This window comes from Nostoc sp. 'Peltigera membranacea cyanobiont' 232 (assembly GCF_002245985.1).
GTDB lineage: Bacteria > Cyanobacteriota > Cyanobacteriia > Cyanobacteriales > Nostocaceae > Nostoc.
In genome coordinates this window covers 1-15,011 of record NZ_NOLK01000050.1, presented here as the reverse complement: position 1 = coordinate 15,011, position 15,011 = coordinate 1, and the positions used below count along the sequence as shown (strand labels likewise).

14 protein-coding genes and 1 pseudogene are annotated in these 15,011 nt (G+C 39.8%); 6 read left to right on the top strand and 9 right to left on the bottom strand.

Annotation, left to right across the window (positions count from 1 at the left end):
• Positions 1-98 precede the first annotated feature (98 nt).
• Positions 99-935, bottom strand: a complete 837-nt coding sequence (locus CDG79_RS18095; protein ID WP_094343365.1) for an alpha/beta fold hydrolase — start codon at positions 933-935, stop codon at positions 99-101.
• Positions 936-1,149: 214 nt separating this feature from the next.
• Here CDG79_RS18095 and CDG79_RS18090 point away from each other — a divergent pair, with 214 nt between their 5' ends.
• A complete protein-coding gene (locus CDG79_RS18090) occupies positions 1,150-1,290 on the top strand; it encodes a 3-alpha domain-containing protein (protein WP_094343364.1) in 141 nt (46 codons plus the stop codon).
• A 55-nt stretch (positions 1,291-1,345) separates the two neighbouring features.
• On the opposite strand, the gene CDG79_RS18085 is transcribed toward CDG79_RS18090, so the two are convergent.
• The 5 genes from CDG79_RS18085 to CDG79_RS18065 all read right to left on the bottom strand — a co-directional run bounded on the left by CDG79_RS18085 (position 1,346) and on the right by CDG79_RS18065 (position 6,701).
• A complete protein-coding gene (locus CDG79_RS18085; protein ID WP_094343363.1) occupies positions 1,346-2,266 on the bottom strand; it encodes a bestrophin family protein in 921 nt (306 codons plus the stop codon).
• Positions 2,267-2,402: 136 nt separating this feature from the next.
• Positions 2,403-2,819 (bottom strand): VOC family protein, encoded by a 417-nt coding sequence (locus CDG79_RS18080; RefSeq protein WP_094343362.1) that lies wholly within the window; start codon positions 2,817-2,819, stop codon positions 2,403-2,405.
• Between the two features lie 842 nt (positions 2,820-3,661).
• Entirely contained in the window at positions 3,662-4,564 is a 903-nt protein-coding gene (locus tag CDG79_RS18075) for an SIMPL domain-containing protein (RefSeq protein WP_094343361.1), read from the bottom strand.
• A gap of 136 nt (positions 4,565-4,700) precedes the next feature.
• Positions 4,701-5,078, bottom strand: coding sequence for a hypothetical protein (locus tag CDG79_RS18070; protein WP_094343360.1), 378 nt, complete (start codon positions 5,076-5,078; stop codon positions 4,701-4,703).
• A gap of 507 nt (positions 5,079-5,585) precedes the next feature.
• A complete protein-coding gene (locus tag CDG79_RS18065) occupies positions 5,586-6,701 on the bottom strand; it encodes an NAD(P)/FAD-dependent oxidoreductase (RefSeq protein ID WP_094343392.1) in 1,116 nt (371 codons plus the stop codon).
• Between the two features lie 131 nt (positions 6,702-6,832).
• Between CDG79_RS18065 and CDG79_RS18060 the strand changes: the two genes are divergently transcribed.
• From CDG79_RS18060 to CDG79_RS18040, 5 genes and pseudogenes are all read left to right on the top strand, one after another.
• Complete coding sequence (locus CDG79_RS18060) at positions 6,833-7,675, top strand: hypothetical protein (RefSeq protein ID WP_094343359.1); 843 nt, start codon at positions 6,833-6,835, stop codon at positions 7,673-7,675.
• Positions 7,657-8,982 (top strand): O-antigen ligase family protein, encoded by a 1,326-nt coding sequence (locus CDG79_RS18055; RefSeq protein WP_094343358.1) that lies wholly within the window; start codon positions 7,657-7,659, stop codon positions 8,980-8,982. Before CDG79_RS18060 ends, CDG79_RS18055 begins: the two co-directional genes overlap by 19 nt.
• Before the next feature lie 289 nt (positions 8,983-9,271).
• Positions 9,272-9,775 (top strand): annotated as a pseudogene (gene lepB, locus CDG79_RS43795) (signal peptidase I); the annotation flags it as partial.
• 976 nt (positions 9,776-10,751) lie between these two features.
• Positions 10,752-11,141 carry a hypothetical protein gene (locus CDG79_RS18045; RefSeq protein ID WP_094343356.1) on the top strand — a complete coding sequence of 130 codons (390 nt, stop codon included), beginning with the start codon at positions 10,752-10,754 and terminating at the stop codon, positions 11,139-11,141.
• A gap of 183 nt (positions 11,142-11,324) precedes the next feature.
• Positions 11,325-11,846 carry a Ycf51 family protein gene (locus CDG79_RS18040; protein WP_094328380.1) on the top strand — a complete coding sequence of 174 codons (522 nt, stop codon included), beginning with the start codon at positions 11,325-11,327 and terminating at the stop codon, positions 11,844-11,846.
• Between the two features lie 151 nt (positions 11,847-11,997).
• On the opposite strand, the gene CDG79_RS18035 is transcribed toward CDG79_RS18040, so the two are convergent.
• The 3 genes from CDG79_RS18035 to CDG79_RS18025 are packed head-to-tail and all read right to left on the bottom strand — an operon-like array spanning position 11,998 to position 14,869.
• Positions 11,998-13,512, bottom strand: a complete 1,515-nt coding sequence (locus tag CDG79_RS18035) for a GH3 family domain-containing protein (protein ID WP_094343355.1) — start codon at positions 13,510-13,512, stop codon at positions 11,998-12,000.
• Positions 13,512-14,120: an acyltransferase gene (locus CDG79_RS18030; protein WP_094343354.1), complete on the bottom strand. Its 609-nt coding sequence runs from the start codon at positions 14,118-14,120 to the stop codon at positions 13,512-13,514. Before CDG79_RS18030 ends, CDG79_RS18035 begins: the two co-directional genes overlap by 1 nt.
• The gene (locus CDG79_RS18025; protein WP_094343353.1) at positions 14,117-14,869 is read right to left on the bottom strand and encodes a sterol desaturase family protein; all 753 of its coding nucleotides are present in this window, start codon (positions 14,867-14,869) and stop codon (positions 14,117-14,119) included. Before CDG79_RS18025 ends, CDG79_RS18030 begins: the two co-directional genes overlap by 4 nt.
• Positions 14,870-15,011 lie beyond the last annotated feature (142 nt).

The following is a 15,011-nucleotide window of genomic DNA, read 5'->3' as shown; positions in this document are numbered from 1 at the left end:
AAGGGGAGCACAGACGCGTAGCCGCTTATTGCTAGACATCGCTCCTATTAATTCTTCTGTTGCCGGATGATAATCCCGTCTAATAATAATGAGATTTTCTATCTATGTTCTGCCAAGAAAGCTGCTACAGTTTGGTTAAATGCCTCTGGTTGTGTCAAAAACGGCCAGTGATTGCCAGGAACTTGGCAGATGCGTAGTTTTTTAAGATAGGTTTTGTAGGGTTGGATTTGCCAATCTTGGCGGTTAAGTCCTTGTTCTGGCTGGATAAAGAGAGCATGTGTATCAAGGGGGATTGTAAAACCAGGGACTTGCATAACTGCTTCAAAAATCCCGTCGCGGGCGGCGATGGTAAATTTGCTGCCCCAACTACCATCGGGTTTTTGTTCTATTCCTGCTTGGAAAACTTGCTGTTGCAAAGAACTCCATCCTTGATATTGCTTTAGCTTGCGTGCTTGTTGTTCGGCTTCTTCATGACTGGCAAAGGGGCCCATGCTTTTGAGAAAGGGTAAGAAGCGATACAACATGGGAAAAGTTAGTCTGAAAAGGCTGGGCATTTTCCAGATGAAAATTGGATCGATGAGAATTATACTCCGCAAACGCTTTGGGTTTTGTCTTGCCCAGATAGCGGCTAATTTACCTGTCCACGAATGACTTACAATATGGGCAGATGTCCATCCCAAACGATCCATGAGTGCTTCGAGGTCTGCGATCGCACTTTCAAAAGTATAATCTCTCTCAGGCTTAGTACTTTCGCCATGTCCGCGCATATCTGGTGCGACTATGTGGTAGTCTGTCGCCAAGTAATCTCCTAAACTAGACCACACTAGAGCATGGTCGCCTAAACCGTGTAACAGCAGTAAGGGTTCTTGACCTTGATTCCACTCTAAGTAAGAAAGTTGGATATCAGGTTTTGATAAAGTTTGACGTACAGACATCATTGCACATCCACCAATGAAGAGATAGTTTCGCGTTTATATACTACTGCGAAACAAGCTGGAGGGCGGGAAGAAATGAGTCTATTCGATGCGCTACGTCTAGTCGTACAAGATTATAAACTCTTTGCCCAAAATCTCTAGCTTAAAAGTGGAAAATGAAGAGTGCTGAGTTTTGTAAACTTTGCGATATATCTAGCTCTTGAGTTGAAAACTCATGTCTTATGATGATATAACCCGATTGTATGCACGCGAAACAGAAGACCTAGAACTGTTACACCGTGTCATACAAGTTGGGGTTTTACCCATAGATTGGCGAAATTATTTCCAGCAGAAAATCGAAAAGCTGAACAGATGAATTTCATCAATGTTAGAATTCGTCAGAAAACGCTCTAATTGTTTTAGAAACACTCTCAACTTTTTTCATAAGTTAAATTACCTGACTGCGATCGCGCATTTGGAGTCAGAGTCGTTAAATCGTCTATATTGCGTTTCATTGTGGCGCAAATCGCATCTAGAGGTAAGTCGTTAGGGTCATAACCAAAAGGGTTTTCTATCTCCAAGCCGATTGCTTCAATACCAAATACTGTAAAACCAACTAACGCCGAAATTAAACCTGTCCACCAACCCAAAGTCCCCACTATTTGAAATGGTAGCAGAAAACAATATAGTAATAATAATTGCTTCAGATGAATGGCATAAGCTAAGGGCATAGGTGTTTTTAAAATCCGTTCACAAGCACCTAAATTATCTACAAGATTGTTTAATAATTCTTGCATTGATGTTAACTGGTAACTATTAAGACAATTGCGATGATACTGCTCCTGTAAATAATCTCCAATCCAAAAGGCAACCTCTATCGGAGGATTATTCATAATCTTCAGTTTTATATACTTACTAGATGGCATTAAATCTTCTAACTCGCTATTGACTGCTTCTTCCCGCAAATGCAATTTAGTTGTCACGGCAAAAGCTACCAATAAATTTAATGCTGTAATTTTATTGTCTTTATCTTCTGGTGAAATTTCGTCAATAGATACCCAAATTTGCCTGGCCAGATTTCGGGTATTATTTACTAAAGATCCCCAGCATTTTCTCCCTTCCCAAAATCTCTCATAAGCAGTATTTGTCCGAAATACAAGTAATAAGCCTAAAACAATACTAGGAATAACACTTCCTAAAATCGGTTGGGATACAGGCTGTTCAAAATGGTAAAGGACAGAAATCACAAATCCAAAAGCTCCGCACCATAAAATATGTTTATAGATTGCTTTCATGACCGAACCTTTAAATTGCGATGTTGTACGTAGCCATGTGGTTTTTTCGGCTGTCATGCAGTCACCCTAAGAGAATATTTAGTGAATCGATAGATGAAATATCGATACTTTAAAAATAATAACTATATAAATAGCACAATTGGCAAATAGGATACTTTAAAAAGTAATCTTGCTAAGGAACACGATCTGCTGTTTAGACATAACTAATTTGGTTATGTCTTTTTTTGTGGTTAGGCTCAAAACGTTGAATTTCAATCAAATAACCACTGGGATCGCGAAAAAAACAGTGGTAAATATTGTACTTTTCATTTAATGTCGGTGGCTTTTCAAATTTGACACCACGTTGTTTGAGATATTCAAACCACTCATCTACCTGCTGGGTTACTAAGGTAAAAATGACACTTGGTTGCTTGTCGGCTGGAGGAGTGGATGTTTCGCTTGCTTGGCAAAATCCCAAGTATCCAGAGCCACTAACAGTATAAATTCGACAAGTTCCTTGGTCAAGCCATAACTTCAAACCCAGCATTTGTTCGTAGAATTTAGTAGATGCATTAAGATTGTGGGTATAAAAGAAGGTAATTTGCTGTTCGATTTGCGGATGAGTACACATAAATACATTTGAGTATATACCCCAACGACATCTGGCGATCGCATGGGTAAAAATTGATTGATGTTAGAAACCTGTTACTACTCCAGAATGCCTTAAGTGCATCTGGAGTTTCTTTTTGGAAAGAACGATGTCTACGACGGGCTGCGCCTACGTAATTTTCCAAATCATCCCGATCTGCCAAAATATGGCTGAATAGGGATGCATACTGAATTATCTATATTTAACATAGGGCATCACTTGTTGATGTACACCCTCCTACCAAACAACTCTCGCAAAGCAGCCTCAGATTTACTGGGGCTGTTTTGCGCTACTTCCATAGTACTTAAACAAAATATAGGACTCCTATCCTATTTGATTTTTGAATAAAATTAGGTATGTAGGGTGTGTTAGAACGAAGTTCGTAACGCACCTGCCGTACTCTCCGCAATAACACCCTACGTATCTTTTCAGAAATAAAACCGGATTCCTATATCTTTCAAACTTTCATTTCTCTGTCTTCTCTGCGCCTCTGCTCTTTCTTATTCAGTAAGTCGTGCGTAAGTACTATTCAAATAGAAAAGTTGTGTAAATAAAGCAGTTAATCCTCAAACATCCTTAACTGTATTTGAGTGTATACCCTGATGACGTAAGATGCTCTGAAGGTGAAAATTTGGGTATAGGTAAATGCGTATCTTTCCTGACTCCAGAGTTGTCACAAACAGTTCTGGAGTTTTTTAATTACAGAGGAGGATCGCTCATGAATAAAAGAATTATGAACACGCACACGATAGCTGTGCGGAAGTTAAGCGATCGCACTTCTAAATCTTGACTAAATCAAAGTGCGACACACTTAATATAAATGCTTATTTAGTTGTATATGTCACAAAAATATCCTTTCTCATTTCTACTTCTGCTGGGGCATCTGGATTATAAGTCGGTGATAATAAAAGACTAGCAAATGAAGGTAAAGGAACTCCAGTTTTAGAACTACATGAAGAATAAAATAATGTGTAAAATGGTTCAGCTACAGAAGGAATATCAAGTTTAACGCCCATAGCAGTTGCTAAAGCTTGAGCGCGGCTTTGAGCGTCTTTCATCGCTGATTGATAAACTGAACTCTGCAATGCTTGACAGTCATTTACTGCGTATTCTACGCCCACACTCTTAACGGAAAGATTTTCCAGTTGGCTCGTAGACTTGTTCGCTGTAGCAACAATTTCCTGGACGCGATCGCGTGTGGGTTTTTCCAGCCTCACCAATATTTTGGCGCTGTTTTCGCTGGAATCAGGGCTAATTTGCACTTTAATTTTATCAGCACTAATCCCTTTGGCAACTAGGCTATTAACTACAGGCTGGAGAGTTGCTTTAGTTAGGGATTTTTTGCTTGGTAAAGATTCTGCTGCTGTTTTGTAATTTAAAAGTAGAGTCGGTGAAGCAGCCCGGTCTTGTTGTTCCAACAAAGAGGGACTGCCGTTCGCCCTTGGCGTGCCGGAGGCATACCTGGAGGGTGAGGATATGTTGCGGGTTTGCGGTAGAGATGAGGGTTTCGTTTCTAAATCATCATTACTATCTTCCCTACTGAATACCAATTCAATATCGGCTGTATCTGCTGGCACTCTCACTACCCCTTGACCGATTACCATTAATGAGTGGCGATCGCTTGCTGGTGGATAAAATAATTGGGCATTAGTGGCTTTGGGTGTTAATGCTCCGATCCCGACAGTGACGGTAATGCTTACCAATATTAGAGCAGTTATGTTTCTCATGTCCTGGGAATGTCCTTTGAACCTAGTAATTGTCAAAGTTTACACCTCAAGAGCAGGATACTTACAAAAATATTGAGCTAATTCCACAGCGTTTAGTCGTGGGATTAGCTCAATAATAAAAATTCACTGCGAACTATTAACCAAACCAGTGAGAGGCTTCACAAGCTGGCTGAACTGTTTCACAAACATTATGGTTAATCCAATCTGACTTTTCTTGAACGATTAAACAAATGCCTTGATGAATCAAATTCTGTAGGTGCAGTTGCTGCTCTAAGGGTTTGCGAGGCAATTTGTAATAAGCCAGGCTTTCTTGTTCAGCCTCCGCCAGGGAAATATGTCCATCAGACATAGCGCTGTAAAAAGAGGGAATGCGGGTGAGGACAAAAGCAATTAGCTCTTGGCGTAAGTCAGGAATTGCAAAAGCTTTTTGATATGGATGGTATGGATATGTATCCAAAACGCTTTCAATCTCTCCTACTACTGATTGCTGTGTTAAATTAACTACCGTCTTCATAATTTTTAAACTCCTTTTTTAATCTAGTCAATGATGCGTGGAAAAAACAATTTTTTTAGATGGCAACGTCGTCATAACAATGAGTTAAAAGTAGTTCAACTGATAAATGCAAAATCCAGTGGAACTAGCCTTTTATCTTGATTGAATATCAGACATTTGGTTTTGCTGATTTTAGTTAAAGTTTATACTGATTCGCAGTATTATTTATTAAAACAGCATCCAATATACTGGTAGGTTAGCGATACTATATATTTATAATCCTAATTATTCCAAATTTATGTCAAGAAGGCAGAAATCTACATAAAACGCAGCATAAAAGCTGGGGGATCAAGATTAACAGCAATAAAAATCTTGAATTAGGAACAAGTTTTTAATGAAGTTAAGCTTTGTTGGTAATTCTCATCACATTTTAAGTTTGCTGCAAAATTTGCTGTTTCATCTAAAAAACTTATTTGTTACCCGTTGATTTAGGAAGTCAGACAAATAAGGAATTGCTAAAGTGCAAAATCAGTCTAGCGACTGATGAAACGATCGGGTAAAAATGTTGAGAAAGTTCACATTGTCTAAAGGAAGATGATGCAACTGATGATTAATTTCATTAGCAGCAGCTAATCCAGAAAGCATCGCACCTTCCGCAAGATTGCCGCCACACCAATCACCACAGCAAACTAAAGGTAAGGGAGTTCCGGCAGACAAAAAAGCTTCGTGCCAAGGACGGCTAGGAAAGGCATAGCGCCAACGATGTACTTGCATCCATTCAGGAGTATTCAGCCAAGGAAGGGACAGAGATTCAGCTGCTCGTTGCAACATAAGCTCTGCAACGGGTTGTAAATCCTGGATTTCTAGATGACGTTGGGCGAAATCAGCGCTACTTTGCACTACAAAATGTGGTTGTTGAGGGTTAGAACGCTTGCTGCTGTCCAAACCAATCCACGCTAAATCAGTATCATCGACAAAAGTTAGCGCCTTCCACTGAGGGAGTGGGTGGGATGTGGGAGGATATCCAGCGATCGCACTAATTGAGGGATAAAATTCTACAGAACGCAAGTTATCAAGAAAGGCTTTATCTAATCCACTTTCACCCAAAGGTTCTAACAGCATCATTGCTTGGGGTGCAGGAATGGCAACGATTATAGCTTTTGCAGTTAATTCTTCGTTGCCAGATTCGAGAGTCAAACGCCAACTATTTTCGGGAGTTGGGGTAATAGCGATGACACGCTGATTCAGTAATATTTCTAAACCTGGGGCGAGGGATTTAGCGATCGCACTCATTCCCGCAGGTGCAACATATCGCGGACTGCGGTTTTTTGGTTCAGATAAAGGAGCCCCTGCGGTGAGTTCATAAACCTCCTCTGTCCAAACTTCCAGGATATGGCGCGTAGACGCAGAGCGGCTTGTCGTCAGACATCGCAATATCTCCACAAAATGTCTAAATAATTCACCCTTTGGCTTCAGATAACAAGCCCCATGATCGGCCCAAGTTCCATGCAAGCGGCGTGTAGCGAGTCTTCCTCCCAAACCACGGGACTTGTCTAGCACTAGCACCGAATACCCAGCTTGACTTAATTGCTGGGCGCAGACTAAACCGGCCATTCCGGCACCAATCACTACAATATCAGTCATGAGTCCATAGTCCTTAGTCATTGGTTATTGGTCATTAGGTTATTATCAAAGGACAAAATTACTACTAATGACTGCTGAAAGCTAATAGTAGAATAAGGTACAGAAAGTTGCACGGAAGGGAGGAAGGGAAATTGGATGAGATGAGGGCGGCGCTAGAGTTAGCGACCGAAGAAGAATTGCAAGATTTAACGGCAATTCTATTTAGTCGTAAGTTCAATCCCCTAGACTATGTACACACACCCGAACCCATCGAAGTGCAAAGCCAAGACCGCAAAGCTTGGTTAGATTCACTAGAAGGTCGCTTTCGTTTTTTGGCGGCAGATGGGATGACTGTATTACGGGGACGTACAGGCCAGGTAACTTATCGACAAGCCTTAGTTCAAGTATGTAAGTATCTAAAAATTCCTTATTCTAATCAACTGGCAACTATTGATTTAGAAGCAGAAGTATTTTTGCATCTGTTAGGACAGGTGTGGAAAAAATTACCTGAACAGGAAAAACAAAAATTGACTCTCCGAGTGCAGCGTCAGCTTATCCAATCAGAACTAAAAGAACCTCTACCACTTTTATTGCAGCCTGACCCCTTGGGGTTACTTTTCAAAGGCGGTAGTGCGATCGCGGTTACTTCACTTCTCCAGCCACTTGTACTTAAGCAAATTGCTCGTCAATTTGCCATCCACTTTGCTACTTATGAAGTAGCTAAACAAGCGGTAATTACTGGCTCAGAAGCAGCTACAACGCAATTCCAAAGCTATGTAGCGATGCAAATGGCGCAACGGGGTATGACGGTGAGTGCAGCTCGTTATGGGGCAGCCCGCACGATGTTTGCCGTGATTGGGCCGATGATGTGGACTTGGTTTTTTGCAGATTTAGGGTGGAGAGCGATCGCCACTAACTATGGTCGAATCATCCCTACCATCTTCGCCTTAGCTCAAATTCGCCTCACTCGTGAGGAATGTTGGGAGCCAGCTTGAACAAGGTTTTTGACTATTTCAAGTCTCGTTGGCAATCTTCTTGGAACTACTCTCTGTGGGCACTGTTAATCTTCCCATTGAGTCCATTGGTGGGGGCTGTGACTATCGGTTTTGTCTCATTAATAACTTGGCTGAAACAATCCCGCAAAATTAATCGCCGCCCCATCAACTGGGGATTTGCCCTTTTGAGTGTGTTACTAATCGTCAGTGCTGGGTTTGCTGATGACAAGACAGCAGCATTCCTCGGCTTATTTAATTTATTACCATTCTTTTTACTTTTCGTTGCCCATAGCGCTCTAATTCAAACATTTGCCCAATTGCGGCAAATGGCTTGGGTTTTAGTAATCGGTTCCATACCAGTGGTAATTCTTGGTTTGGGACAGTTATTTTTAGGCTGGAGTTTTAAGTTCCAGTTTGTGTGGGTTGTATTGAGTTGGACAATCAGACCAGGAGGAAATCCGCCAGGTCGCATCGCTTCACTCTTTTTGCACGCTAATACCTTCGCTGCTTATCTAGCGATAGTTTTTATCCTTGGTGTAGGGTTGTGGCTAGAAAACTATCAGCAATTAAGAGTTAAGAGTCAAAAATCATTTCTTCCCTTCCTCTTCCTAAGCGTAGCGGTGATTATGAATTTCATCGCCTTGATTTTTACCAACTCGCGTAATGGCTGGGCGATCGCTATTTTTGCCTGTTTAGCTTATGCACTTTACCAAGGCTGGCGTATTTTTGTGGGTAGTGTCGCTGCGATCGTTTCTAGTGTGCTTTTGGCAGCTTTTGCTCCCTCACCAGTCGCTCAATTTTTTCGTCAGTACGTTCCTGCTTTCTTTTGGGCAAGGTTAAATGACGACATGTATCCAGATCGGCCAGTCGCTTTAATGCGAAAAACTCAGTGGGGATTTGCCTGGTCTTTAGCTCAAGAACATCCTTTGACTGGCTGGGGGTTACGTAGTTTTAGTAGACTCTACAAAGCCCAAATGCAAATTCCCTTGGGCCATCCCCATAACTTTTTTTTGATGTTATCTGCTGAAACTGGCTTTCCCAGCACTTTGTTATTTTGTGGCTTACTCGCTTGGATTTTGATTACAGGTGTCCAATTACTACGAAAGTCAAAACATATAAATACAGAAGATAGATTGATATTTTTCAGTTATCTTCTGACTTTTGTTGGTTGGATTCTATTGAATACAGTAGATGTAACCCTCTTTGATTTTCGTTTTAATGCACTTTCATGGGTAATATTTGCTGCCATTTGTGGAGTAATACATCGTTATAACCAATATGACAAGCTTGCATCTCATCAAAATTAGTTAGGAAATGACAAATAGCAACTATTTAAATCCTAAACATCATAAAAAGCTAGTTCATTCTTATTTCATCTCAAGTTTTCATCGCATTTCTAAGCTTTACACATTTCTTTTGCTAGTTAAATGTGGTAGTGTTTTCATTCTCTTAACTCTAGCCAATACAGCATTATTAGGGATTTCACTAGTCAGAGCGCAAAACCTAGAATTGCCGAAAATTAAACCGTCTAGTTTGATACCAGAAAAAAGGCAATATCCAAACACTAGCAATATTCTGGTTTTGAAAGAAGCCTTTGAAGTTAGGTGGATACCATCAGGGGCGATGGAACCAACTTTGCATGGTACTTCAAATACCTGGACAGCAGATTCGATATTAGTTGATAAACTGGTTTATCGCTCCCAATTACCCAAACGTGGAGACATTATTCTATTTGAGCCTACTGAGGAGTTACGAAAGGAAGAGTATAAAGACGCATTTATTAAGCGGATAATTGGTCTACCCGGAGAAAAGGTAGAACTTAGAAACGGCAAAGTATATATGAACAACAAACCTCTTCAGGAAGACAATTACCTTAGCTCTCAAGAGTCTACAGTAATTGATGTTTGTATATCAGGGCCACAGCCACCTTACTTAGCAAAACCTCAGATTATACCACCTAACTCATACTTAGTATTAGGGGATAACCGCAATTCTAGCTATGATAGCCGTTGCTGGGGTGTTGTTCCCCGGAAAAATATTTTGGGTCAAGCTGTCAGAATAATTTGGCCTTTAGTTAATGAAGCTGAGTTAGACGAAACGCGAAATAGTCAACAACGTTCCGCAGAAGATTTATTTCTTAAAAATGTAGGCTTTCTCATAACACCAAATGAACTAAATAATTCACCACATTACTTAGTATTTATTACTTATTTTCAAACATATTTGGCAAATGCTCAAAAAAACAAAGATGTTTTAAATCAAATTATTTCTTTAAAACATCTTGTTGTATATAGTTTCATTAAAAATGAAATTAGCAAAGCGATTGATTACTCCCAACAGCTTTTGATAATTGGACGAGAAAATAAAATTATCGGAGTCGAAACCCAAGCTTTGACATGGCTATCTTTTGCTTACTTAGTTAAAGGTTCTTATGATATTTCAAGTGATTATAGTCAACAAGTCTTACCTTTAGCCCAGAAAAGCCAGGATTACAACAACGAGTATCTTGTTCTATTTTATCTAGCAATAGCTAATATGGGAAAAGACAATTGTTCCAAAGCCAATGCTTTCTATAATCAGAGTTTATCTATTTTACCTTATGTTGATGAGCCAATAAAAAAAATAGTCCAGTCACTGTTAGTATATCTTTCTTCTGAAGAAAAAATAAAAGCTTGCTTGCCATTAGCAAAACTCTAGAAATATATATCAATTATCATTTTTGCGTGTATTCATGTATGTATTGCTGAAAATGCACAATCACTTAAGTGTTAAAGTATCAGGCGATCGCAGCGCAGCCACCGCGACTTAGAACCGCTATAACTTTTTCAGTGTATGCACGGGGGGCATTTAGAGTTTTAAGTTAATAAGATTACTATATTCACGTCTGTGACTGTGAGTGTGACTAATACCTAATTAGTCACTGTTGCTGATTGTTGGGAAGGTGTAGGGACGACCCTTTGGGGTTTTCCTACATGACGGGCATCTCTTGTAGATGCCCTTTTGTATATCTATTATTTTTATTTAGTCAAACACAATAAAAAAATATTTAGCTTAGTAAAAAAACCAGAATTTCTTCATGAAATTATCCTTGCAAAGCTTTACATTTTTCACTTCTTCATTAGGGTTATTGACAATTAACTTTGCCTTTCCTCTACCTGCTAAAGCAGCAATTGAGTGTGAAGCAGGTAATATGATTTATTATCCCAATGGTTCGCTGTTAACTTGTATACTCGATCGGAATACTAATGTGCAAGTTTTCAGTTCTCTTTCAGAGACATCCAATATTCCCTGTCGAGGAAAAAATTACATATCTTTCGATGAAAAAGGACAGTTCCAAAGTTGTCAGATTGCAGATGACATCCAAATTAGAACAGTTAATTCAGTTGAAATTTGTCCGGCAGAATATAGGATATATGTTTCAACTTCAGATAAGGGAAATAAATCTTTTACTTGTCGGCAATACTAGCACTATATAATTTGTAATTGATATAGCAATCCTGAATTATTCGCGATCGACAAGATACCCGACTTCTCAAATAAATGGGGTATCTGCGGGTTACAATTCTCACAAATCAAATACCTTATGGTGTAAGCTCTCGGTAAAATAGGTGTGTCGGTAACGAAAAAAGACGCATCCATAACCTACCTTATGCTCACAACAGCTAATTTTCTTCAGTACACCCAATGGTCAGGTATAGCTACCTTGGCATTCGCTGCCTTAACAGCTTTAGCTTTTATTCTCAAATGGGGCATCCGCTTTCGGCTGGTGGGTACAACTGGCTTTATGCTCGTGCTGACGGGTGGTTTATTTGCACTATCGATAGTCCCCTTAAGTCGGGCTGTGATTCCAGGAGCAGGCAAGTACACTCTAGTTTATGACAATGGCTCCACACAAGCAGTTATCACCACATCATCCCAAATTACACCCACACAATTAGAAGCAACTTTACGTCAAGCAGCTAGTAATTTATTTTCTTATGGTCGTTCAGGTACACGTGAAGACGACAACTTGACAGTTCGCGCCCGTACCATTATCCACCCAGAACCAGGGATTTCTGTACCAGTTTACTTGGGTGAGGTGAAGCGATCGCTCGTTTCTCATCAAAATTCACCAGTCACAGTAGAAATTTACACAGATAAATTAGCCCAATTGTCAAAACCTACTGCTTAAAAGGCACGCAAGGACGCGGAGAGAGTATTTGATAATTTCTCCGCGTCACCCCCTCTTTATGTCTTCATCTCAAAGAACAAAAATTTTAATTTATCTCTACTTAATGTCAAGAGTTTAAATTTATTTTTGCTAATGCTTCGTTGTGAATTAGCTATTTCTGGGCAATTTCTAAGTTCAATTTTTGCAAAAGTTCATTGCTAATGGGTGATGTTGCCAGAATTGGATGTTTAATACCTCCCCAAATACTCCCAGTGTGGATTCGATGGGAAACTAATATTTCAGGAATTTCATTAGAGATTAAAACCTCTGGTGGTGCGAGTTGACCAATAGCTCGCGCTCTTTGGTAATGATATGATTCTGATAAAACCCGATCCAGTTGTTCCGCAATAATTTCTGGGGTTTCTTTTGCAGAATCTAATAATAGAATATAGTGTGGAGGCTCGGCAATTGGCATCAAACTTTTAAAATTAGTTTCTTGCAAGTTCAACATAGTCAAAGCATTATTTACAAAAGTTTCTTGCAACTTTTCGCCCACCAAATCGCTAACAGCTTGATGTCGTCCGAGAAACTCTAAACAGGGAGTGTGGCGATAGTAATGAGTTACCCGGATGCGATCGCCAATTCGATAACGATACAATCCCCCTTTCTGCGATAAAATAACTGTGTATTCCTTGCCAGTGTTGAGTTCATGTAAACTATACAAGGAACCAGTATCATCCTCGAACTCGAAAAAAACTTCATCAAGAACTGGCACACATCCCCCAGCGACAATCAAGGGAATCGTTATTGGGGCTTCCGTGGCTAATAGTCCTTTACCTTGAATTAATACACCTGGAAATTGCAAACGTAATCCCTGAGCTTGATCTGCTGCATTGGCACTATCCCAGCAAGAAATCAGCTTCAAATTTGGCCAGAGTTGCAGCCAGGAAATATTTTTTTCGCTAAGGAGTTGCAGGCGATGATGTGAAATTCGGTTGTGTAATTCTGTTTGCAACAAATCCTGATTTTCTTGAATATAGTTTAAATGTACTTGCAGAAAACTAGGACTCCAAATAGAAATAATTTCTAGTTTTTCAGCCTCTAATAATGCCAAAGCCAGTTGATGTTTAAACAAGTTCGCGTCATGCAGCCGATTAAGTTTATTTGGCATTACCAACCAAGGACGTAAAAACCAACGCAACCAGCCATCTAAATAATCTAGATCGTTCTGTAAAGTTTGACTATCAGCTACATCTAATTGCGGCGAGATACAAGCATAAATCTTGCCTGTGGAAAATTTTGGGCCATGTACAATCAAATCATGCGCCCATACACAAAACATCTGATTAAACGATCGCCGCAAAGATTGAGTATAAGGAATCCATTTTACAGCCCCGCTACTACCAGAGGTTTTTTCATAGAACAAAATGGGTTCTGGTGTGAGGGCAATTTGCTGCTGTTTGGCGTTTAACCAGGGTTCGAGTGCATCATAATCTACAATTGGTACACGCTGCCAATCGTCTACAGAATGAATTCCCAAAGTTTTACCATACTCGCTTTTAATTAGGCGATCGCAAATCTCCTTCTGTACAGATGTCTGCGTTAACTCTGGGTTATCCAAAGCTTGATGAAATCGCCTCGCAGTTGGTGCGAGAATTTGCCCAAAAAGCTGAATAATCGGACGCATTATTGCACCTTTTGATTAGGATAAAGCTTGGTGGCTGCTGGTAAATAAGAACCATCAGCAACGACTACACCGGGAGCAAGATTAGATCCGGCTCCCACAAAAACATCGCAGCCAATCTTGACTTTTTTGACATACAACATTAAATTTTGTTTGCGGGGTTTAATGATATGGCAATAGATACCGACACCATGCCCGACAACGACGCGATCGCCAATTTCTAATAAACTGCGATCGGCAATCTCCAATCTTGTTGTCCAGTATACGTCTCGCCCCACTTTAGCACCCCACAATCGCAACCAACAGGAAAATACCCCCGGAATCAGTCGCAGCAATGCTTCCAACACTGGAATTGCAATATAAATTACCTGGATTTGATGACTACCCCACCAAGGACTATATTCTTTACCTAGTAGATAACTAATACCCTCGCGCACAGGATAAACCCATTCATGCAAGCGGTAAACTAGTACTGGTAGCCCATAAATAGAAAGCAACACCGCCAGAATGCTGAAGATGTTGGGTGAATAGACAAGGTAGATTATTGCTGCACCAGTTAGCAATAATATAAAGGTGGGAAAAAACGAAAGGATTTTACTGATAACTGTCATGAAAAGGGAAATAAAAGTTTTTGGAAAAAGTTTAATGAGCTAGGAATTCCAATTATAGATGGTAAGTTTTTGCTTTCATAATATGTTCCATGTAACTTATCCCAAACTTTCAGATTAGCCCCATAGTTAGAATTGTGGACTTCGCGGCAATGATGCCAAGCATGATCCTGTGGTAAGATTAACCAAGTAGATAAAAATTGATATTGCCTGGTATTTACAGGAATCATCAAACTGCTATGTCGCCATAAATCTAAGGCAGAAGTTAGACTTACTCCAAGTAAATAACCTGTTGGATCAGCTAACAAATATAAAAGCAAAGTGTGTATCCATAAATAAACAATTAATAAACTCGTCCAAAGTGTGTTACGAGAAGTTCCTAATACATCCATCTGAGTAACAGTATGATGGACTTGATGAACTTTCCACAACAATTTAGTATGTAATAAACGATGATTCCAATAATATAAATAATCAACTACAACAAAACGGATAAGAAAAGCTGGAATTAATGATACTTTTAAATATCCTTGTTGAGTGGGTAATAAATGTTGATAAAGCCAATAAACTAAAGTAGCTTGTAGTAAGGGAATCAAAATTCCTTGAATCGTTAATCCTATACCATCTAGCAACCAATCTTCATGACTTTTAACTTTGAGTTGAGTTCGTCCAATCTGATTGGTAATAGTCCAACCAACTAATCCGATAAAAGTGCCAAAAATTAGTAGTTGTGAAAAGTTTTGTATTCCCACTTTTGATTACTCACACTGATATTGAATATTGATTAATTACGAATGACATTATATACGCTTGATTACTTATTAAACCCGAAGAACCCCACCCCGCCAAAGCTACGCTTTGTCTCCCCTCCCCGCTTGCGGGGAGGGGATTAAG

What these genes read in the sequence shown, in the direction of transcription:
- CDG79_RS18095 (WP_094343365.1), bottom strand. Translation starts at nt 935, where the DNA reads ATGTCTGTACGTCAAACTTTATCAAAACCTGATATCCAACTTTCTTAC.
- CDG79_RS18090 (WP_094343364.1), top strand. Translation starts at nt 1,150, where the DNA reads ATGTCTTATGATGATATAACCCGATTGTATGCACGCGAAACAGAAGAC.
- CDG79_RS18085 (WP_094343363.1), bottom strand. Translation starts at nt 2,266, where the DNA reads ATGACAGCCGAAAAAACCACATGGCTACGTACAACATCGCAATTTAAA.
- CDG79_RS18080 (WP_094343362.1), bottom strand. Translation starts at nt 2,819, where the DNA reads ATGTGTACTCATCCGCAAATCGAACAGCAAATTACCTTCTTTTATACC.
- CDG79_RS18075 (WP_094343361.1), bottom strand. Translation starts at nt 4,564, where the DNA reads ATGAGAAACATAACTGCTCTAATATTGGTAAGCATTACCGTCACTGTC.
- CDG79_RS18070 (WP_094343360.1), bottom strand. Translation starts at nt 5,078, where the DNA reads ATGAAGACGGTAGTTAATTTAACACAGCAATCAGTAGTAGGAGAGATT.
- CDG79_RS18065 (WP_094343392.1), bottom strand. Translation starts at nt 6,701, where the DNA reads ATGACTGATATTGTAGTGATTGGTGCCGGAATGGCCGGTTTAGTCTGC.
- CDG79_RS18055 (WP_094343358.1), top strand. Translation starts at nt 7,657, where the DNA reads ATGTTGGGAGCCAGCTTGAACAAGGTTTTTGACTATTTCAAGTCTCGT.
- CDG79_RS18045 (WP_094343356.1), top strand. Translation starts at nt 10,752, where the DNA reads ATGAAATTATCCTTGCAAAGCTTTACATTTTTCACTTCTTCATTAGGG.
- CDG79_RS18040 (WP_094328380.1), top strand. Translation starts at nt 11,325, where the DNA reads ATGCTCACAACAGCTAATTTTCTTCAGTACACCCAATGGTCAGGTATA.
- CDG79_RS18035 (WP_094343355.1), bottom strand. Translation starts at nt 13,512, where the DNA reads ATGCGTCCGATTATTCAGCTTTTTGGGCAAATTCTCGCACCAACTGCG.
- CDG79_RS18030 (WP_094343354.1), bottom strand. Translation starts at nt 14,120, where the DNA reads ATGACAGTTATCAGTAAAATCCTTTCGTTTTTTCCCACCTTTATATTA.